This window comes from Pseudomonas sp. CP4 (genome assembly GCF_047758505.1).
GTDB lineage: Bacteria > Pseudomonadota > Gammaproteobacteria > Pseudomonadales > Pseudomonadaceae > Aquipseudomonas > Aquipseudomonas fluorescens_AO.
This window is the reverse complement of record NZ_CP180489.1, coordinates 537,735-557,501: the sequence shown is the minus strand read 5'-3', so window position 1 is coordinate 557,501 and position 19,767 is coordinate 537,735. Positions and strand designations below refer to the sequence as shown.

The 19,767-nt window shown below is 61.0% G+C and carries 19 protein-coding genes and 2 riboswitches; of the genes, 13 read left to right on the top strand and 6 right to left on the bottom strand.

The window, feature by feature from the left end; all coding sequences use genetic code 11:
* The first annotated feature begins 41 nt into the window (after positions 1-41).
* A complete protein-coding gene (gene nfuA / locus ACMYUN_RS02285; RefSeq protein ID WP_003225494.1) occupies positions 42-626 on the top strand; it encodes a Fe-S biogenesis protein NfuA in 585 nt (194 codons plus the stop codon).
* Positions 627-772: 146 nt separating this feature from the next.
* On the opposite strand, the gene cobM is transcribed toward nfuA, so the two are convergent.
* The 4 genes from cobM to ACMYUN_RS02265 form a co-directional block, all read right to left on the bottom strand.
* Positions 773-1,519, bottom strand: coding sequence for a precorrin-4 C(11)-methyltransferase (gene cobM / locus ACMYUN_RS02280; RefSeq protein WP_415762661.1), 747 nt, complete (start codon positions 1,517-1,519; stop codon positions 773-775).
* 78 nt (positions 1,520-1,597) lie between these two features.
* A complete protein-coding gene (locus ACMYUN_RS02275) occupies positions 1,598-2,011 on the bottom strand; it encodes a cobalamin biosynthesis protein (RefSeq protein WP_415762660.1) in 414 nt (137 codons plus the stop codon).
* Positions 2,008-2,709: a CbtA family protein gene (locus ACMYUN_RS02270; protein WP_415762659.1), complete on the bottom strand. Its 702-nt coding sequence runs from the start codon at positions 2,707-2,709 to the stop codon at positions 2,008-2,010. The genes ACMYUN_RS02275 and ACMYUN_RS02270 overlap by 4 nt, the downstream gene beginning before the upstream one ends.
* Before the next feature lie 11 nt (positions 2,710-2,720).
* Complete coding sequence (locus ACMYUN_RS02265; protein WP_016774486.1) at positions 2,721-2,918, bottom strand: CbtB domain-containing protein; 198 nt, start codon at positions 2,916-2,918, stop codon at positions 2,721-2,723.
* Between the two features lie 122 nt (positions 2,919-3,040).
* Positions 3,041-3,260, bottom strand: a riboswitch (cobalamin riboswitch).
* A gap of 434 nt (positions 3,261-3,694) precedes the next feature.
* Positions 3,695-3,907: riboswitch (cobalamin riboswitch) on the top strand.
* Between the two features lie 98 nt (positions 3,908-4,005).
* Between ACMYUN_RS02265 and cobW the strand changes: the two genes are divergently transcribed.
* From cobW to ACMYUN_RS02240, 5 genes are all read left to right on the top strand, one after another.
* Positions 4,006-5,070 carry a cobalamin biosynthesis protein CobW gene (gene cobW / locus ACMYUN_RS02260; protein WP_415762658.1) on the top strand — a complete coding sequence of 355 codons (1,065 nt, stop codon included), beginning with the start codon at positions 4,006-4,008 and terminating at the stop codon, positions 5,068-5,070.
* 3 nt (positions 5,071-5,073) lie between these two features.
* Positions 5,074-8,922 carry a cobaltochelatase subunit CobN gene (cobN, locus tag ACMYUN_RS02255; protein WP_415762657.1) on the top strand — a complete coding sequence of 1,283 codons (3,849 nt, stop codon included), beginning with the start codon at positions 5,074-5,076 and terminating at the stop codon, positions 8,920-8,922.
* Positions 8,923-9,064: 142 nt separating this feature from the next.
* Positions 9,065-10,075, top strand: coding sequence for an ATP-binding protein (locus tag ACMYUN_RS02250; protein WP_415762656.1), 1,011 nt, complete (start codon positions 9,065-9,067; stop codon positions 10,073-10,075).
* Positions 10,048-10,740, top strand: coding sequence for a vWA domain-containing protein (locus ACMYUN_RS02245; RefSeq protein WP_415764020.1), 693 nt, complete (start codon positions 10,048-10,050; stop codon positions 10,738-10,740). Before ACMYUN_RS02250 ends, ACMYUN_RS02245 begins: the two co-directional genes overlap by 28 nt.
* A 357-nt stretch (positions 10,741-11,097) precedes the next feature.
* Positions 11,098-12,657 carry a TerC family protein gene (locus tag ACMYUN_RS02240; protein WP_415762655.1) on the top strand — a complete coding sequence of 520 codons (1,560 nt, stop codon included), beginning with the start codon at positions 11,098-11,100 and terminating at the stop codon, positions 12,655-12,657.
* A 125-nt stretch (positions 12,658-12,782) separates the two neighbouring features.
* Here ACMYUN_RS02240 and ACMYUN_RS02235 read toward each other — a convergent pair whose 3' ends face one another.
* Both ACMYUN_RS02235 and ACMYUN_RS02230 read right to left on the bottom strand, forming a co-directional pair.
* Positions 12,783-13,214, bottom strand: a complete 432-nt coding sequence (locus tag ACMYUN_RS02235; RefSeq protein WP_415762653.1) for a thioredoxin family protein — start codon at positions 13,212-13,214, stop codon at positions 12,783-12,785.
* Between the two features lie 90 nt (positions 13,215-13,304).
* On the bottom strand, positions 13,305-13,709 hold the full coding sequence (locus ACMYUN_RS02230) for a hypothetical protein (protein ID WP_415762651.1): 405 nt from the start codon (positions 13,707-13,709) through the stop codon (positions 13,305-13,307).
* A gap of 418 nt (positions 13,710-14,127) precedes the next feature.
* On the opposite strand from ACMYUN_RS02230, the gene ACMYUN_RS02225 reads away from it, so the two are divergent.
* From ACMYUN_RS02225 to ACMYUN_RS02195, 7 genes are all read left to right on the top strand, one after another.
* Positions 14,128-14,976, top strand: coding sequence for a transporter substrate-binding domain-containing protein (locus tag ACMYUN_RS02225; RefSeq protein ID WP_415762650.1), 849 nt, complete (start codon positions 14,128-14,130; stop codon positions 14,974-14,976).
* Between the two features lie 51 nt (positions 14,977-15,027).
* Complete coding sequence (locus tag ACMYUN_RS02220) at positions 15,028-15,690, top strand: amino acid ABC transporter permease (RefSeq protein ID WP_024012746.1); 663 nt, start codon at positions 15,028-15,030, stop codon at positions 15,688-15,690.
* Between the two features lie 9 nt (positions 15,691-15,699).
* Positions 15,700-16,362, top strand: coding sequence for an amino acid ABC transporter permease (locus ACMYUN_RS02215; RefSeq protein WP_415762649.1), 663 nt, complete (start codon positions 15,700-15,702; stop codon positions 16,360-16,362).
* Positions 16,359-17,150 carry an amino acid ABC transporter ATP-binding protein gene (locus tag ACMYUN_RS02210; RefSeq protein WP_415762648.1) on the top strand — a complete coding sequence of 264 codons (792 nt, stop codon included), beginning with the start codon at positions 16,359-16,361 and terminating at the stop codon, positions 17,148-17,150. Before ACMYUN_RS02215 ends, ACMYUN_RS02210 begins: the two co-directional genes overlap by 4 nt.
* Before the next feature lie 31 nt (positions 17,151-17,181).
* On the top strand, positions 17,182-17,571 hold the full coding sequence (locus tag ACMYUN_RS02205; protein WP_415762647.1) for a RidA family protein: 390 nt from the start codon (positions 17,182-17,184) through the stop codon (positions 17,569-17,571).
* A 157-nt stretch (positions 17,572-17,728) separates the two neighbouring features.
* Positions 17,729-18,493 carry an IclR family transcriptional regulator gene (locus ACMYUN_RS02200; protein ID WP_415762646.1) on the top strand — a complete coding sequence of 255 codons (765 nt, stop codon included), beginning with the start codon at positions 17,729-17,731 and terminating at the stop codon, positions 18,491-18,493.
* 37 nt (positions 18,494-18,530) lie between these two features.
* Entirely contained in the window at positions 18,531-19,745 is a 1,215-nt protein-coding gene (locus tag ACMYUN_RS02195; protein ID WP_415762645.1) for an amino acid deaminase, read from the top strand.
* Positions 19,746-19,767 lie beyond the last annotated feature (22 nt).

Below are 19,767 nucleotides of genomic sequence, written 5' to 3'. Positions count from 1 at the left end.
CCGATTGGCGTAAACTGCGCCCAAGCCTGCGAGGAGTTTTTATGACCGCTATTACCATTACCGACGCCGCCCATGATTACCTGGCCGATCTGCTCTCCAAGCAGAACACCCCAGGCATCGGCATCCGCGTTTTCATCACCCAGCCTGGCACCCAGTACGCCGAAACCTGCATTGCCTACTGCAAGCCGGGCGAAGAGAAGCCTGAAGATACCGCGCTGGGGCTGAAAAGCTTCACCGCCTACATCGACTCGTTCAGCGAAGCTTTTCTTGACGACGCCGTTGTTGACTATGCCACCGATCGCATGGGCGGCCAGCTGACCATCAAGGCGCCGAACGCCAAAGTGCCGATGGTCAATGCCGACAGCCCGGTCAACGAGCGCATCAACTACTACCTGCAAACCGAGATCAACCCGGGGCTGGCCAGCCACGGCGGTCAGGTCAGCCTGATCGATGTGGTCGAGGACGGCATTGCCGTGTTGCAGTTCGGTGGCGGTTGCCAGGGCTGCGGCCAGGCCGACGTGACCTTGAAGGAAGGCATCGAGCGCACTTTGCTCGAGCGCATTCCTGAGCTCAAGGGCGTTCGCGACGTGACCGACCACACGCAGAAAGAAAACGCCTACTACTAAGGCGTTCGCTGCGAACATGAAAAACGGCGCCCCGTGAGCGCCGTTTTTTTATGGGGCAACATTTGCTGTGCGCTATTCGCTAGCAGGCTCGCTCCCAGATTGAAATGTATTCCCCTGTGGGAGTAAGCCTGCTCGCGAAAGCGCCTTCAAGGGCGATAAAGATGTGCATGCCCGGCGCGGTACAGCGAAGACTCGCTGAATACCTCACTGCCCAGCACCCGCCCGACCAGAATCAGCGCCGTACGTCGAAAGCCTTTGGCCTGGACCTTGTCGGCAATGTCCGCCAACGTACCTATCACCCAATCCTGATCCGGCCATGTCGCGCGATGAATAACGGCAATCGGGCAATCCGCGCCGTAATGCGGCAGCAATTCAACCAGGATCTTCTCCAGATGATTGACCCCCAAGTGGATCGCCATGGTCGCGCCGTGCTGCGCCAGGCTGGCCAGTTCTTCCCCCGCCGGCATCGCGGTCTTGTCGGCGTAACGGGTCAAAATCACGCTTTGCGAGATGTCCGGCAGAGTCAACTCGGCGCCGAGCAGCGCTGCGCATGCCGCGGTGGCCGTCACGCCGGGAATGATCTCGAAAGGAATGCCCAGCTCACGCAAATAGCGAATCTGCTCGCCAATCGCGCCGTACAGACTGGGATCTCCGGAGTGCACGCGGGCCACATCCTGGCCTTTGGCGTGGGCGCTCTTGATCAAGTCGATGATCTGCTCAAGGTGCAGCTCAGCGCTGTTGACCACGCTTTCGGCTTGGTGACCTTCCAGAACGGCCGCCGGTACCAGCGAACCGGCGTAGATTATTACCGGGCAGTTGCGAATCAGGCGCTGGCCTTTCACGGTGATCAATTCGGGGTCGCCGGGGCCGGCGCCGATGAAGTAGACGGTCATCGTTGAATCCTTGGTAAGAAGCGCAGCCGCACCTCAGATGAAGTGTGCTCATGATCGATGGCGGGGATTATCGGGATTTTATGCAGCGCCGGCCAACGCCAGCGTCGCCTGCGCATATTTCTGCCGGGGAATCAGCAGTTTCGCCGGCGCCTGGATCAGTTGCTCGGCCAGCGCCAGCGCGGCGCTTTCTGCCACGCCGTAGCAGCCGGTGCGCTCAAAGGCGATTTGCGATTGATGGCTGAGACGCTGTTGATAGGGCGCCAGCTCGGCACTGTTGAAATACTGCAGCGGCAGGTTCAGTTGGGTGGCCAGTTCAAGCAGACCCGGTTCGTCGCGCTTGAGATCGATACTGGCCAAAGCCCTGACTGCTCGCAGTTCAATGCGATGCGCCTGCAACGCCTGATCGAGTAACGCACGCAACGTACTGGCCGGGCAGCCGCGCTGGCAGCCGAAGCCGACCACCAGAGTCGGCGCTGCGCGGTCATCGGTCATGCCTGATAGTGCCCTGCGCTTTTGCGGCGGAACAACCAGGCGCTGATCAGGCCTAGAGCCAGCCAGAATGCAACGTTGGTCAGCTGCGAAGCGATTTTGAACTGGGTTTCCAATGCCTCTGGAGCGAGCATCGAATGCACCTGCGGTTGCGGCGCGCCGATTACATGCGGCACGGCGAGAATCGCCACACCAAGAAGCTTCATCAGCCAGTGACGACTGAAGGCGATCAGTGCCAGGCCGACGGCGGTCGAAGCGGCAGCGCCGATCCACCAGATCTGCCGCGATGCCAGATCGGCGGCCGCAGTGCCCGGCAATTCAGGTGGCAGGCCCAAGGTCGGCGCGAGAACGAACGTCGCGTAACCGGCCAGACCCCAGAGCAGTCCTTGCGAGGTCTTGGTCGGCGCGCGCAGGGTGTACAGACCGGCAAGCATCAAGGCGAAACCCACCGCCACCACCAGATTGCCGCCAGTGGTCGAGACCACCCGCTGCCAGCCGTCTTCCGGCTCCCAGGCTTCGCCATCGTGGCTGTGCGCGGCAGTGCCAGCGGCGTGTTCGTGGACTTGCGCGACCGGTTCGGATTTCTCGAAGGTTTCCGCCTCCAAAATCAGTGGCGAAACCCAGAAACTCTGCAGCAAGGTCAGCAGCAGGGCGGCCAGCAAGCCGCTGAAGCCTGCGGTTTGCGCGATACGCTTGATCATCTCGGCAAGCCTCAGTGGCACGGGAACGCAGCGCTGTGGCGGGTATCGTGGGCGGCGTTGTGCACCGCTTCGATGTGCGAGAAACCGGCGAACCAGACAAGGCTGGCACCGAGGATCGAGGCGAAGAGGGCGGCGGCCACGCGTTGGCCGAGTGTGGTACTGCTGGAAATGTGGTCAGTGTGGCTAACGGTATTGCTGATGATCGACATAGCGCTTCCCTCTGAAATGTCAGCGGGTAAACAGAGCGCATGAAAATCCCTGCGAGCCGGGCACGCAGGGATTTCGAACAGCGCCCGCCCACCGCGGGTTTGTTTGTGGTCAGCGGCGCTTGCGCGCGCTGGGTGTTGCGGGCCGGTCTCCGGGCTCACGAGGGGTTGGCACGAGGCCGATCTGCAAGCGTCACCTTCCCATGCCGGGGCACAGTGGATCTGACGCTTCGCTCGCTTACCGTTGCGGGGGCAGCACCGGACTGACATGGCTTTGAGTAAAGCACATGATTCACCGGTTTCCCGTTTCACCCTGTGAAGGGCACCCGAAACAAGGTGGGCAGGAGAACATGGGTTTGGGTTTTTAGTCAATTTCCGGGGGCGGATCCGTTGCTGCGGGGGGGCGTTTTTTTCGGGTGTTTTTGTGTGTATATCCGTTGCTGCGGTAACGGCTGCTTAGGGTTTCGCCCTTACGGCGACTCACTTTTTTTACAAACGCCTAAAAAAAGTAAGCAAAAAAACGCTTGCTCCTACGTTCGGCCCTCGCAGGCTCGGGTTCCTTCGCTCCGGGATCGGTCCCGTAACGAAGGTGCCCCGAGTTCCAGCGAGCGGGCCGTACGCCGGGGCAAAGCCTTTTGGTTCCTTTTTGCTGGGCCGGCACTCCGGCGTTTGAAAAAGGGACTCGCTGTAAGAGCGAAACCATAGGAAGCCGTTACCGCAGCAACGGATATACCCCCAGTTTCAGACTCACCGACCATTGACCCACGACGGACCCATGCGTAGCCTTGCGCTTTCGAGGTTCTTCGGCACTCGCCGAAGCTAAGAAGGGAACGCGGTCGAAGCCGCGGCTGCCCCCGCAACTGTGAACGGTGATGTTCGTTGCCACGCCACTGCCAGCTCAACCGATGAGCCAGCGGGAAGGCGCAGCGAATGCCAAGCCCCGCGCCTGAACGCCGTCAGCCAGGAGACCTGCCTCGTCACAGATTCTCACTACAACCGGGCGGGGTGATCCGGTGGCGAATGCTTCCGGCGTGCACGCGCGCTGCCGGTTCTCGTCCCGTATGCCCGCCGCTTGCCAAAGGGCATACCGATGAAAACACTGGCCAAACTCCCCGTCACCATCGTCACCGGTTTCCTCGGTTCGGGCAAAACCACGCTGCTACGGCACATGCTCGATAACGCTCAGGGCCGGCGCATCGCGGTGATCGTCAACGAGTTTGGTGAGCTCGGCATCGACGGTGAAATCCTCAAGCAATGCACCATCGGCTGCACCGAAGAAGAGGCCAGTGGCCGTGTTTATGAGCTGGCCAACGGCTGCCTGTGCTGCACGGTGCAGGAAGAGTTCTTTCCGGTAATGCGCGAACTGGTCGCCCGTCGCGGTGACCTCGATCACATCCTTATCGAAACCTCCGGCCTGGCCCTGCCCAAGCCGTTGGTGCAAGCCTTCCAGTGGCCGGAAATCCGCAGCGCCTGCACCGTCGACGCAGTCATCACCGTAGTCGACAGCCCGGCTGTTGCTGCTGGCACCTTCGCCGCGTTCCCGGATCAGGTCGATGCCCAGCGCAAACTCGATCCGAACCTTGATCACGAGTCGCCGCTGCACGAATTGTTCGCCGATCAACTGGCCAGTGCTGACCTGGTCATCCTCAACAAAGCCGACCAGACCAGCGCGGAAGATCTGGCTCGGGTGCGCGCTGAAGTCGCCGAAGAGCTGCCGCCAGCGGTAAAAATCATCGAAGCCAGCAACGGCCGCCTGCCGCTCGACGTGTTGATCGGCCTCGGTACCGGCTCTGAGGAGCATATCGACAGCCGCCACAGTCACCACGATCACCACCATGACGGTGATGACGACGATCACGATCACGACGCCTTCGATTCGATCTCCATCGAACTGCCGCAAGCCGATGAAAGCCTGCTGCTCGACGCGCTGACGCAACTCGTGGTGCAACACGGCATTCTGCGCGTGAAAGGTTTCGCGGCGATTCCGAACAAGCCGATGCGCCTGTTGATCCAGGGTGTGGGCACGCGTTTCGACAAGCATTTCGACCGCCAGTGGGGTGCCGAGGAAGCGCGCGTCACGCGCCTGGTGCTGATCGGTCAGGAACTCGATGCCGTGCAACTCGAAGCGCAACTGCGCGCCGCGCTCAGCGTTTAAGCCATGCACCTGCTCAGGACCCAGCCCGGCGGATTCGTCTCGGACGACAACATTGCCGATCTCGGACAAACCCCCGCCGAGCTGGTGATCCTGTGCAGCGGCGATTCCAGCCTGGCGCTGCTCGCCGAGGCTGCGCAGCAATTGCCCGATGACTACCCGAGCCTGCGTCTGGCCAACCCGATGCAGGTGCAGAATCATGCCTCGGTCGATCTGTACGTGGACGAAGTGCTGCGCCACGCCAAGGTCATTCTGATCTCACTGCACGGCGGCATTGCCTATTGGCGCTACGGCGTCGAGCGGCTGGTCGAGTTGTCCGAACGCGGCGTGCAACTGATTCTGGTGCCTGGCGATGACCGCCCGGACCCCGAGCTCAGCGACTTGAGCACGGTCAGCGCCGAAGTCCGCGATCGACTCTGGCAATTTCTGCGTCAAGGCGGCATGGGCAATGCGCTGGATTTCTTCCATTGCCTGGGCAACCAATGGTTCGCCCGCGATTACCCGTGGAGCGAGCCGCACACCCTGCCGCGCACGGCGATTTATCACCCACAGAAAACCAGCGCTGGCCTGAGTGACTGGCAAGCCGATTGGCTGCCCAATCAGCCCGTGGCGGCGCTGTTGTTTTATCGCTCGCATTTGCAGGCGGCGAACACGGCGTTCATCGATGTGTTCTGTCAGCGTTTGCAGGCAGCCGGACTCAATCCGCTGCCGATCGCGGTGGCCAGTCTGAAAGAACCCGGCTGCCTGTCGGTGGTTGAGGACTGGCTGGATGAAGTCGAGGCGGGGGTGATTCTCAACACCACCGGTTTCGCTCAGTCCAGTCCCGAGGCGCCGCATCTGCGCCCGTTCCGCCGCAACATCCCGGTGATTCAAGCGATCTGCGCTCAGGACAACGAACCCGGCTGGCGCGACAGCGAGCAGGGCCTGGGGCCGCGCGATCTGGCGATGCACATTGCCTTGCCGGAACTCGACGGGCGCATCATCAGCCGACCGATCAGCTTCAAGGATCTGGCCTGGCGCAGCGAGCGCAGTCAGTCCGATGTGGTCTGCTACCGCGCTCAGCCCGAACGCATGGATTTCGTCGCCGAACTGGCGCGGCGTTGGGTTGCTTTGGCACGCGTGCCGAACGGCGAAAAACGCATCGCCCTGATCCTTGCCAACTACCCGACCCGGGACGGCCGCATCGGCAACGGTGTGGGCCTCGATACGCCGGCGGCGGCGCTGAACATCCTGCGGGCATTGCGTGCCGAAGGTTATCCGATCACGGCTGAATTGCCCGACACCGGCACCGAGCTGATCCAGCTACTGCTCGGCGGCGTCAGCAATGACCTCGACAGCCTCGATCTGCGTCCCTGTCAGCAGAGCCTGGCGATGGACGATTACCTGGCAATGTTCAACGCGCTGCCGGAGGCAAATCGCGCGGCGGTGGTCGAACGTTGGGGATCACCACACAACGATCCGATGTGCCGCGACGGCCGCCTGATGATCGCCGGTCTGCGTTTCGGTCTGACCTTTGTCGGCATTCAGCCGGCCCGGGGTTATCAGGTCGATCCGAGCGCGGTGTATCACGACCCGGATCTGGTGCCGCCGCACGGTTATCTGGCGTTCTATTTCTGGTTGCGCAACACCTACGGCGCTCACGGCGTGATCCACGTCGGCAAGCACGGCAATCTCGAATGGCTGCCGGGCAAGGGCGTTGGGCTATCGGAAAACTGCTGGCCGGATGCGTTGCTCGGGCCGCTGCCGAATATCTATCCGTTCATCGTCAACGACCCGGGCGAGGGCGCTCAGGCGAAGCGGCGTACCCAAGCGGTGATCATCGACCACCTGATGCCGCCGCTGACCCGCGCCGAAACCTACGGGCCGCTGCGCAATCTGGAGTTGCTCGCCGACGAATATTACGAGGCGCAACTGCTCGATCCGCGCCGCGCCCGTGAGCTACAGCGCGACATTCTGCAATTGGTGCGAGACACGCAGATCGACCGCGAACTGCAACTGGATGCTGCGCTGGACAGCGACGCCGATGCGGCGATCTGGTTGCCGCGTCTGGACACTTATCTGTGCGATCTGAAGGAATCGCAGATTCGCGATGGGTTGCACATATTTGGCGAATCGCCGAGCGGGCGCTTGCGTATCGACACGTTGCTGGCGCTGCTGCGCATCCCGCGCGGAGACGGCAAGGGCGCGCAGTCGAGCTTGTTGCGAGCGTTGGCCAAGGCGTTTGAGCTCGGTTTTGATCCGCTGGATTGCGCGTTGGCCGATCCCTGGAGCGGCCGGCGGCCGACCGAGTTGCAGACCATCAGCGAAGAAGTCTGGCGCACCGCCGGCGACACCCGCGAGCGCCTCGAATTGTTTGCCGCAGACCTGATCTCCCAGACACTACAAAATCCCTGTAGGAGTGAGCCTGCTCGCGAAGGCCTCGGGTCCGGCAATTCAGTTTTGAATGACACACCGCTTTCGCGAGCAGGCTCGCTCCCACAGGGGCCAGGGTGGTCTGATGTGAATGAGATCATCCAGTCCCTGCGCGAAGTCGTCGCCCCGCGCCTCGACGCTTGCGGGCCGGCTGAAATGCGCGGTCTGCTCGACGCCCTCAGCGGTCGTTTCGTCCCCGCCGGCCCCAGCGGCGCGCCCAGCCGTGGCCGCCTCGACGTGTTGCCCACCGGGCGCAACTTTTACTCGGTCGACGTGCGCAATCTGCCCACGACTACCGCGTGGCGCATCGGATTCCAGTCGGCAACGCTGATTCTCGAACGACACTTGCAGGATCACGGCGATCACTTGCGCCAGCTCGGCCTGTCGGTCTGGGGCACCGCAACCATGCGCACCGGCGGCGATGACATCGCTCAGGCCATGGCGTTGATGGGCGTGCGTCCGGTCTGGGCCACGGGCAGTCAGCGCGTGGATGATTTCGAGATTCTGCCGCTGAGTCTGCTCGATCGTCCGCGGGTCGACGTGACGCTGCGGGTTTCGGGGTTTTTCCGTGATGCGTTTGCCAATCTCATCCGCTTGTTCGACGCCGCCGTGCAAGCGGTGGCCGCGCTGGACGAGCCGGACGACTTGAATCCATTGGCAGCCAAGGTGCGCGCCGAACGCCAGGCGCTGTTGCAGTCGGGCGTCGATGAAGACACCGCGCGGCGTCAGGCCGGGTGGCGCATCTTCGGCGCGAAACCGGGGGCGTATGGCGCCGGGGTGCAAAGCGCCATCGACGGGCGTTTGTGGCAGAGCCGCGAAGACCTCGCCGAGGTTTACCTGAACTGGGGCGCCTACGCTTACGGCGGCGCCGACGAGGGCACGGCTGCCCGCGAGCAGTTCAGCCAGCGCCTGAGCCAGGTGCAGGCAGTTCTGCAAAACCAGGACAACCGCGAGCATGACTTGCTCGATTCCAACGATTACTACCAGTTCCAGGGCGGCATGCTCGCGGCGGTGGAGACGCTGCGTGACGAAGCGGCGGCCAGCTATCACGGCGATCACAGCCAGCCGGATCTGCCGAAGATTCGGACCTTGAAGGAAGAGCTCAATCGCGTGGTGCGCTCGCGCGCGGCGAATCCGAAGTGGATCGACGGGGTCAAGCGTCACGGCTACAAAGGCGCGTTCGAACTGGCGGCGACCGTTGATAATCTGTTCGCCTTCGATGCGACGACGCAGCTGATCGACGACCATCAATATGCGTTGCTGGCGGATGCGTACTTGCTTGACCCGGCGACCCGGGATTTTGTCCGTGAGCATAATCCGCATGCGTTGCGCGACATGACTGAGCGCATGCTTGAGGCGCAGCAGCGGGGGATGTGGCAGGAGCCGGGAGCGTATAAAGAAGCGCTGGAAAACCTCCTGCTGGACATAGAAGAAGACACCTGACACAACGCGATCCCCTGTAGGAGCGAGCCTGCTCGCGATAGCGATAGTTCAGCAAATCCATAAGTTGACTGATACACCGCCATCGCGAGCAGGCTCACTCCTACAGTTGAAACAATTCACCGACCATGACCGAGTACCCAAAATGACCGACACCCCGCATTTTCCGCTCTCCGCCGTGGTCGGCGCCGATGACTTGAAGCTCGCCCTGTGCCTGACGGCCATTGACCCGAAAATCGGCGGCGTACTCATCGAAGGGCCGCGCGGCATGGCGAAGTCGACATTGGCCCGGGGCCTGGCGGATCTGCTCGCCAGTGGCCAGTTCGTCACTTTGCCGTTGGGCGCAACTGAAGAACGCCTGGTCGGCACCCTCGATCTCGACGCTGCCCTGAGCGACGGGCGCGCGCAATTCTCCCCCGGAGTATTGGCCAAGGCTGACGGTGGCGTGCTGTACGTCGATGAAGTCAATCTGCTGCCCGATCACCTGGTGGACCTGTTGCTCGATGTCGCCGCCAGTGGCACCAACCTGATCGAGCGTGACGGCATTTCCCACCGGCATTCGGCGAGGTTCGTCCTGATCGGCACCATGAACCCGGAAGAGGGCGAATTGCGGCCGCAACTGCTTGACCGGTTCGGCCTGAACGTCGCCCTCAGCGGGCACACCGCGCCCGCCGAGCGCGGACAGATCATTCGCCGGCGGCTGGATTTCGACAGCGATCCACAAGGGTTCTGCGCGCAATGGGAAAGCCAGCAGCAGATTTTGCGTTCGCGTTGTGAACGCGCCCGCGAGCGCTTGGCAGCCATCCCGCTGGATGATGCGGCACTGGCGCTGATTACCGAGCGTTGCTTTGCCGCTGGCGTTGATGGCCTGCGCGCCGATCTGGTGTGGTTGCGCGCAGCGCGCGCCCATGCCGCGTGGCGTGGGTCGGACGCGATTGCTGCAGAGGATATCGACGCGGTGGCTGAATTTGCCCTGCGCCATCGCCGTCGCGAGCAACCTTCGACCCAGGCAGAATCTTCTGCGTCAGCGCCGTCAGGCGCAGACAGCAAATCTGGCGAAGGGCAGGGCCAGTGGGGCGAGATGCCGGCAACGGCGCAAGCCACCGGTGCCCGCCGCGAAGTTCCGAGCTGGCCGCCGCTGGCAAAAAAGCCCTAGGCATTCGCCCCCGATCCGACGCGGGGGCGAATGCCAGACCCCGTGCCGGACAACTCGACAATGGCCGCCAGGGCCAGCGGAATGGGGCCGGCAGCGGATCGGTGAACTGGCCGGGCACGCTCCTCAATGGCCGCCCCCGGCGCCGCGCCGATCTGCTGTTCCAGCAACGCACCCGCTCACCCCATGAGATCTGGCTGGTGATCATCGATGCGTCGGCTTCGACTCGTCGCCATCAGGCCTTGAGCGATGCCAAGGGCCTGCTCGCGCAACTGTTCGACGACGCTTACCGCCAGCGGGCGCGGCTGGCTTTGCTGACGGCCAGTGGCACCGCGCCGAAATGGCAGGTGCAAGGATTGAAGGCCTCAAGCGGCCTGAGCGTCTGGCTCGACGGCCTCGGCGCCGGTGGCGGCACGCCATTGCTCGCGGCGCTGGCGCAGGCGCAGCAGTGGCTGACAGTGCGGCACAAGCGCTTTCCCGCCGAACGGCAGCGCTGCCTGATCGTGACCGATGGTCGCCTGAAGGACGTGTCTGGGTTGCCCGTGCTGGCGTGCCCCGGATTGCTCATCGACATTGAGCGCGGGCCGATTCGCCTGGGCCGAGCGAAAGAACTGGCGACCGCGCTACAAGCGCAGTATCAGCATATCGATGAGCTGGGTTTACGCTGAAATCCGCTGCGCCGCTCAAACCCTGTGGGAGCGAGCTTGCTCGGGAAGGCGTCTTCAGCAGCGCTGAAAATCTCCGGTCGAGTTCATTCATACAGATTTTGAAATGATTTGCCGCTGTGGAACGGGCCGGTCGACCCTGTACGCTCAAAGGCCATTTTTCATTCAGGATTTACATGAACACCCTCTCGGAGCCTCCCAGTCAGCATTCTCCAGCGCGCCTTCGCGCGGTCTTGATCCATTCGCAGCATCCCGTCTTCCGACTCCCGACTATGGTTGATAACGCGGCTCTTGAGCCTTCGCGTTGCACTTCGCCGTGTCCGGCAGCCTGAATTCACCGAAGAGAGATCGAGACGTTTTATGGAATGGTTAGCGGATCCCACGGCCTGGTTAGGCCTGTTGACTCTGATCGTGCTGGAACTGGTACTGGGTATCGACAACCTGGTGTTCATCGCAATTCTTGCCGACAAACTGCCGCCGCATCAGCGTGATCGTGCGCGGATCATCGGCCTTTCGCTGGCATTGATCATGCGTCTGGGCCTGTTGGCGAGCATTTCCTGGCTGGTCACGCTCACACAGCCGTTGTTCGAGGTGTTCGACAAGAGTTTCTCCGGGCGTGATCTGATCATGCTGTTCGGTGGTGTGTTCCTGTTGTTCAAGGCGACGATGGAGTTGCATGAACGCCTCGAAGGCCATGTTGGCGAGCGCTCGACCAACACAACCTACGCGCTGTTCTGGCCGATCGTGGCGCAAATCGTGGTGCTCGACGCGGTGTTCTCCCTTGATGCGGTGATCACCGCCGTGGGCATGGTCGATGAACTGGCGGTGATGATGATCGCGGTGATCATTTCCATCGGCCTGATGATCGTCGCCAGCAAGCCGCTGACCCGCTTCGTCAACGCGCATCCGACCGTGATCATGCTGTGTCTGGGCTTCCTGATGATGATCGGTTTTGCCCTGACCGCAGAAGGTCTGGGCTTCCATATTCCGAAAGGTTACCTGTACGCGGCCATCGGTTTCTCCATCCTCATCGAGGTGTTCAACCAGATCGCCCGGGCTCGGCGCAAACGTTCGATGCAGGGCGTGCGCCCGATGCGCGAGCGCACAGCCCATGCGGTGATGCGTCTGCTCGGTGGCCGCAAGCTGGCGGCGGAGGAGGTTGGCGAGGAAACCTCCGACCTGCTGGACAACGGTGAAGCGCCGGTGACCGAGCTGTTCGACCGTCGTGAGCGGGTGATGATCAGCGGTGTGCTGCAACTGGCGGAACGGCCGATTCGCAACCTGATGACGGTGCGCGCCGACGTTGACCTGATTGATCTTGCCGATGATGCCGAAACCATTCGTACGAAGTTGATGCATTCGTCGTACTCGCGCTTGCCGTTGATTCGCGATGGTGCGGTGGATGAGCCGTTGGGCTTCGTACACAAGAAGGAACTGCTCAAGGAATATCTGGCCGGAAACGAGCCGAGCCTTGAGCATCTGGCGCGCAAGGCGATCAATCTGCTCGACAGCTATTCGATCCTCAATGCGCTGGAGCAAATGCGCGCGGCATCGACGCACATCGCCTTCGTGGTCAACGAATTCGGCGATTTTGTCGGCGTACTGACCATGACCGACATCCTCGAATCGATCGCCGGCGAGTTACCCGACGCCAGCGAAATCGAAGGCCCGGACGTGGTCGAAGAGCGCGGCGGGTTTCTGGTCAGCGGCGCGCTGCCCTTGGCTCGCGTTCGCCAGCGTACCGGCTTCGATGCCGAGCCGACCGAGGATTATCAGACCATGGCCGGGTTGGTCATGAGCCTGCTGGATCGGTTGCCGATGATGGGCGATCGACTGGAATACGAAGGCTGGCAACTGACCGTCAAAGCCGTTGAAGAACGACGCGTGACGCGGGTGCTGCTGGAGCGTGCTGCCGCGTAATACTTGAGCTCTCTACAGGCGATGCCGGCCTCTTCGCGAGCAAGCTCGCTCCCACATTTGAAACGCGTTCCAATGTGGGAGCGAGCTTGCTCGCGAATGCGATTTGGTAGTCTGGTGAGGCTCGTTCAGAACATCCGGCGTAGGCGTCCACGTGGAACGGTACGCAAAGTACGGAGTGTCCGACGCAACCAAGTCAGATCATGCGTTCGTTTGCGCGCGGCAACGGGCGCTTTGGTCTTGCCGATATGCACCGCGAAATCCCGTGCGAGAGTTTCTTCAGTGCCAATGCCTTTGAGCTTTTTGATCAGCCTGCCATTTTTGTAAAACAGCACTGTAGGCGTGCCGGTCACGTTCGGGTGGCGAGGCGATTGGCTGGTGTTAAGCATATAGATGTTGGCGCGCAGTCGGTAAGGCTCGGCAATCTGCCGAACGATCGGCCCGGCCCATTCGCAGGCGGGGCAGTGTTCATTAGCGAAATAAAGAATGACCGGACGCCAGGTTTTCAGGGCTTTGCGGTACGTATCAGGCAGGACTGTCATCGGTGCTCTGGAACTCATCGAATGATCCTTTTTTCGAGTGAAACGGTTACGTGTTCGTGGAAAAAACGAGTTACCCCTGGCTGGCAACTCGTTTTCTACAACTATGCGTCAGAGCAGCTTCGACAGAGTTACATCACCGAAGTAGGCACCAAACTCACCGAAAGTCCCGTCATCGGATTCCAGTTTGACAATGAACTTCAGAGTCGAAATCTGCGTCGTGAATTTTTCGAATTTCACTGTCCACTCCTGACCACCCCCGACGTTGAGGTGAACCGGCTCGCCAGTCGGGACAGGCTGCACGGTAATGCGACCCGCAAATCCGCCCAGCGTCATCATCCTTGCCGACAACATAAATGTCCCGCCGCCGCCTTCCCCAGTCAGCACCTCCTGACTAATGGAATGCGGCGTTGCAATGACGCAGTCACCGGCCACGAACTTGACGTCAGATGGATTGGACACCGTCCAATGTGTGCCTTCTTGGGAAAAGTCGCCGTTCTTGATCAGATTAGCCATGTCAATATTCCTTATTGAGTCAGAGTTACAAGTGATGCTGCAGCCCTCGTATGGGCTGACCCAGTTAGCCTGCGGAGTTCATCGCGCACAACTGTCAACTCTGACAGGTAGACAGCTAAATCCGATGAGCGGTATGCAGGCAAAACGATCTCAATTGGTATTTGCGCTCGCCTCATAAAAACTCACAACGTGCTCCCAAATGTGACGTTACTTTCCCGATACCGGGTAATTACGGGACGCGGGCTTTCGGGGCAGCCACTATGCGCGGATACACTCCGTCCGTTAACTCACTGAATAATTTCAACTTTCACGGCTGTCGCATTTTACGCTGAGGCTGTGGCACACTTTCTGCTGTCTATTCCGTAGTAACAAACCGTGTTCCGGTATAGCGGAATAAACACAATCTGGAGTGCTTGCCATGCATCGCCGTCCTTCGTTGTTCAAAGCGTGTGTTTTTGTTCTTGCAGCTTCGTCCGCAGTCATGGGTATGGCCCAGGCTGCCGACAGCAAACTCGACAGTGTCCTGGCGCGTGGCAAGTTGATTGTCGGCACCGGCAGCACCAATGCGCCGTGGCACTTTCAGGGCGCGGACGGCAAGTTGCAGGGTTTTGATATCGACATCGCCAGGATGGTGGCCAAGGGGTTGTTCAACGACCCGAGCAAAGTCGAGTTCGTGGTGCAGTCGTCCGATGCGCGGATTCCCAACCTGCTCACCGACAAGGTCGACATGAGCTGCCAGTTCATCACCGTCACCGCCAGCCGCGCTCAGCAAGTGGCATTCACCTTGCCGTACTACCGCGAAGGCGTCGGCCTGCTTTTACCGAACAACAGCAAGTACAAGGAAATCGAAGACCTGCAGGCGGCGGGCGATGATGTAACTGTCGCGGTGCTGCAGAACGTCTACGCGGAAGAACTGGTGCATCAGGCATTGCCCAAGGCCAAAGTCGATCAGTACGACAGCGTCGATCTGATGTACCAGGCGGTGAACTCCGGTCGCGCCGATGCCGCCGCTACCGATCAATCGTCGGTCAAATACCTGATGGTGCAGAACCCAGGCCGCTATCGCAGCCCGGCTTACGCGTGGAGCCCGCAAACTTACGCCTGCGCGGTCAAACGTGGCGATCAGGACTGGCTGAACTTCGTCAACACCGCTCTTCATGAAGCCATGACCGGAGTTGAGTTCCCGACCTACGCCGCTTCGTTCAAACAATGGTTCGGTGTTGATCTGCCATCTCCAGCCATCGGTTTCCCAGTCGAATTCAAATGATCCCGTGAGAGTGGGGCGATTTAAGTCGCCCCGCTCAAGGTACTGCTGACCATGAACTATCAGTTGAACTTTGCCGCCGTGTGGCGCGATTTCGACACCTTGCTGGCGGGGCTCGGTCTGGGCTTGCAGCTGGCGCTGGTGTCGATCGCCATCGGCTGCGTGATCGGCCTGCTGATGGCGTTTGCCTTGCTCTCCAAACATCGCGCCTTGCGGGTGTTGGCCTCGGTGTACGTCACGGTAGTGCGTAACACGCCGATCCTGGTGTTGATTCTGTTGATCTACTTTGCCTTGCCAAGTCTGGGGATTCGTCTGGACAAGATTCCTTCGTTCATCATCACGCTGTCGCTGTATGCCGGCGCGTACCTGACCGAAGTCTTCCGTGGCGGCTTGTTGAGCATTCCCAAAGGCCAGCGCGAAGCCGGGCTGGCAATCGGTCTCGGTGAATGGCAGGTCAAGGCTTACGTCACCGTGCCGGTAATGCTGCGCAACGTGTTGCCGGCGCTGTCGAACAACTTCATTTCGCTGTTCAAGGACACCTCGCTGGCGGCTGCGATTGCAGTGCCGGAGCTGACCTATTACGCGCGCAAGATCAACGTCGAAAGCTACCGGGTGATCGAAACCTGGCTGGTGACCACGGCGTTGTATGTCGCGGCCTGTTACCTCATTGCCATGCTGCTGCGTTACCTCGAGCAGCGTCTGGCGATCCGCCGATAGGAGGCTGCGATGTACCAATCACCCAGTTGGTTGCATGAATTGTGGCTCGCTCGCGAGCCGTTGTGGCAGGGCTTTCTGACCAGTGTGCAGGTCTCGGCGTTGGCCATCGTCTTGGGCACCATGCTCGGCGTGGTTGCCGGCCTGGTCCTGACTTACGGCAGATTCTGGATGCGTGCACCGTTCCGCGTTTACGTCGATCTGATTCGCGGCACGCCTGTGTTTGTGCTGGTGCTGGCCTGCTTCTATATGGCGCCTGCGCTCGGTTGGCAGATCAGCGCGTTTCAGGCCGGAGCCCTGGGCCTGACGCTGTTTTGCGGCTCGCACGTCGCCGAAATCGTTCGTGGTGCGCTGCAAGCCTTGCCGCGCGGGCAGCTGGAGGCGGGCAAAGCCATCGGCCTGACGTTCTACCAATCCCTCGGCTACGTCCTGTTGCCTCAGGCGCTGCGGCAGATCCTGCCGACCTGGGTCAACTCGTCCACCGAAATAGTCAAGGCTTCGACCTTGCTCTCGGTGATCGGCGTGGCTGAACTGCTGCTCAGCACGCAACAGATCATTGCCCGGAACTTCATGACCCTGGAGTTCTATCTGTTCGCCGGTTTTCTGTTCTTCGTCATCAACTACGGCATCGAATTACTCGGCCGGCACATTGAAAAGCGGGTGGCCCTGCCATGACTCAAGCTCAAGTTGCTTCACAGGATCAGGCATTGCTGGACATTCGCAGCCTGCACAAACAGTACGGCGCGGTGGAAGTGCTCAAGGGTGTCGACCTGAGCATGCAGCGCGGCAATGTGGTCACGCTGATCGGTTCCAGCGGCTCGGGCAAGACCACGTTGCTGCGCTGCGTGAACATGCTCGAAGAATTCCAGGGCGGGCAGATCCTGCTCGACGGCGAATCCATCGGTTACGACGAGACCAACGGTAAACGTGTGCGCCATGCGGAAAAGGTCATTGCCCGCCATCGTGCGATGACCGGCATGGCCTTCCAGCAATTCAACCTCTTCCCGCACCTGACCGCGTTGCAGAACGTCACCTTGGGCCTGCTCAAGGTGAAGAAAATGCACAAGGACGAAGCCGTGGTGCTCGCGGAAAAATGGCTGGAGCGCGTCGGCCTGCTGGAGCGGCGCAATCACTTTCCCGGTCAGTTGTCCGGTGGCCAGCAACAGCGCGTGGCGATTGCCCGAGCGATTGCGATGAATCCGAGCCTGATGCTTTTTGACGAAGTCACCTCGGCCCTTGACCCGGAGCTGGTCGGCGAGGTGCTCAACGTGATCAAGGGCCTGGCCGAGGACGGCATGACCATGTTGCTGGTGACCCACGAAATGCGTTTCGCTTTCGAGGTTTCGGACAAGATCGTTTTCATGAATCAAGGGCGAATCGAAGAGCAGGGACCTCCCAAGGAACTGTTCGAACGCCCGCAATCGCCGCGTCTGGCGGAATTTCTCAAGAGCACGCGGTTTTGAATCTGCACTTTTGCAATCAGGAGAAACACCCATGAGTATTACGCGTTACGGCACCGGCAGCACCGCCGCCGGCGGCCAGCCTCGTCCATTCGCCCGCGCTGTCGAAGCGGATGGCTGGCTGCATGTGTCCGGTCAGGTACCGGCGGTGGATGGCGAGATCATTGTTGGCGGCATCGTCGAGCAGACCCATCAGACCATGAAGAACCTGATCGCGATCCTGGAAGAGGCCGGTTATGGCCTGGAAGACGTGGTACGGGCCGGTGTGTGGCTGGACGATCATCGGGATTTCAGCAGCTTCAACAAGGTCTTCGCCGAGTACTTCAAACCCGAACACGCCCCGGCGCGGGCCTGTGTGCAGGCGAGCATGATGGTTGATTGCAAGGTTGAGATCGACTGCATTGCCTACAAGAAGAAGGCCTGATACATGCCGATCGTTCCCACGCTCTGAGTGGGAATGCAGCCCGGGACGCTCTGCGCCCCAAAAGCGGACGCGGAGCGTCCGGTGAGGCATTCCCACGCGGAGCATGGGAACGATCATTGGCTGTAAACTCCGGCGACTTTGAATGGAACCCACTGAAATGACCGAAGACACCATCAAGCGCCGGGCTCGCGGTCTGGACCGGGCGTTCGATATCCTCGATTTTCTCAAGGAAATCGGCCAGCCGCTGCGCCCCAATGACATCGCCAATGGCATTGGCAGCCCGAAATCGACGGTCTACGAACTGGTCGCATCCTTGCTGGAACGGCGAATTCTGGAGCCGGTGGGCAAGGACGGTCACGTCTATCTGGGCCGCCAGTTGTACTTCCTCGGCCAGGCGCATCTGCGCCATTTCGACCTCAGTCGTGAGGCCGATCACGCCCTGCAGGAAATCGTCAGTCAGACTCGCGAAACCGCGCAGATGTGCCTGCTCAACGGGCGCAAATACACGGTGGCGCTGATGAAGGAGGGCGAGCGGCATTTTCGCATTTCCTCCGATATTGGCGAAAACGCGCCAATCCCGTGGACCGCCTCCGGGCGCCTGCTGCTCGCGCATTTGAGCGACCAGCAGATCATCGACCTGATCGACGAAGACGACTACATCCTGCCCGACGGCGAACGCCTGCCACTGGAACGTTTTCTGGCGGAAATTCGTCAGGCTGGCATCGATGGCTTCTTCTCCTTCGACAGCGTCGCCGACACCTTCACCCACTGCTTCGCCGCGCCGGTCAAAGACCCGCAAGGCGTGGCCATTTGTACTTTGTGCATCGTCGCCCCACGGGCCGATGCGAAAAACAATTACAACGACTATCGCCGGGTATTGATCGAGAGCGCCAACAGCCTCGCCCGGCGGATCAACGAATAACCGCGGCTGCCTGCGGCCGCGCCTGTGAGGATTCGACATGACCACTGCCATCAACTCTGCCGTAGAAAAAGGCGATGCCGCCATCGGTGCGCAACTGACCCGCGACGTCAGCCTGCCGGCGCTGGTGCTGCACCGCGAGGCGCTGGAGCACAACATTCGCTGGATGCAGAAGTTTGTCAGCGACAGTGGCGCGGAACTGGCGCCCCATGGCAAAACCAGCATGACCCCAGCCCTGTTCAAGCGACAGCTCGACGCCGGCGCCTGGGGCATCACCCTCGCCAGCGCCACGCAGACACGCGCCGCTTATGCCCACGGCGTGCGCCGGGTGCTGATGGCCAACCAACTGGTCGGCACGCCGAACATGGCGCTGATTGCCGATCTGCTCGCCGATCCGACGTTCGATTTCTATTGCATGGTCGATCACCCGGATAACGTCGCCGACCTCGGGGCTTACTTCGCTTCGCGGGGCGTGAAGCTCAACGTGATGATCGAATACGGCGTGGTCGGCGGACGCTGCGGTTGCCGTAGCGAGCAGGAAGTCATCGAACTGGCCAAGGCCATCGACGCGCAACCGGCGCTGGCCCTGACCGGCATCGAAGGTTACGAAGGCGTGATCCACGGCGACCACGCAGTCAGCGGCATTCGCGAATTCGCCGCATCGCTTGTGCGCCTGGCGGTGCAGCTGCAGGACAGCGGCGCCTTTGCTATCGCCAAACCGATCATCACCGCGTCCGGCTCGGCCTGGTATGACCTGATTGCCGAATCCTTCGAAACGCAAAACGCCGCTGGCCGCTTCCTGAGCGTGTTGCGCCCGGGCAGTTACGTGGCGCACGACCACGGCATCTACAAAGAAGCGCAGTGCTGCGTGCTCGACCGTCGCAGCGATCTGCACGAGGGCCTGCGCCCGGCGCTGGAAGTCTGGGCTCACGTGCAGTCGTTGCCGGAGCCGGGTTTTGCGGTGATTGCTCTGGGCAAGCGTGACGTCGCGTTCGATGCCGGTTTGCCGGTGCCGCTGCTGCGCTACAAGGCCGGCGCAGTTCCGGCGGTGGGCGATGACGTCGGTGCGTGCAAGGTCACGGCGGTGATGGATCAGCATGCGTTCATGACCGTGGCGCCGGGGGTACAGCTGCGGGTTGGCGACATCATTTCCTTTGGTACATCGCATCCGTGCCTGACGTTTGACAAGTGGCGGGTGGGGTTGCTGGTGGATGAACAGTTGGCGGTCATCGAGACCATGGAGACTTGCTTCTAAGGCTTGCGATTGCGTTGCGGCG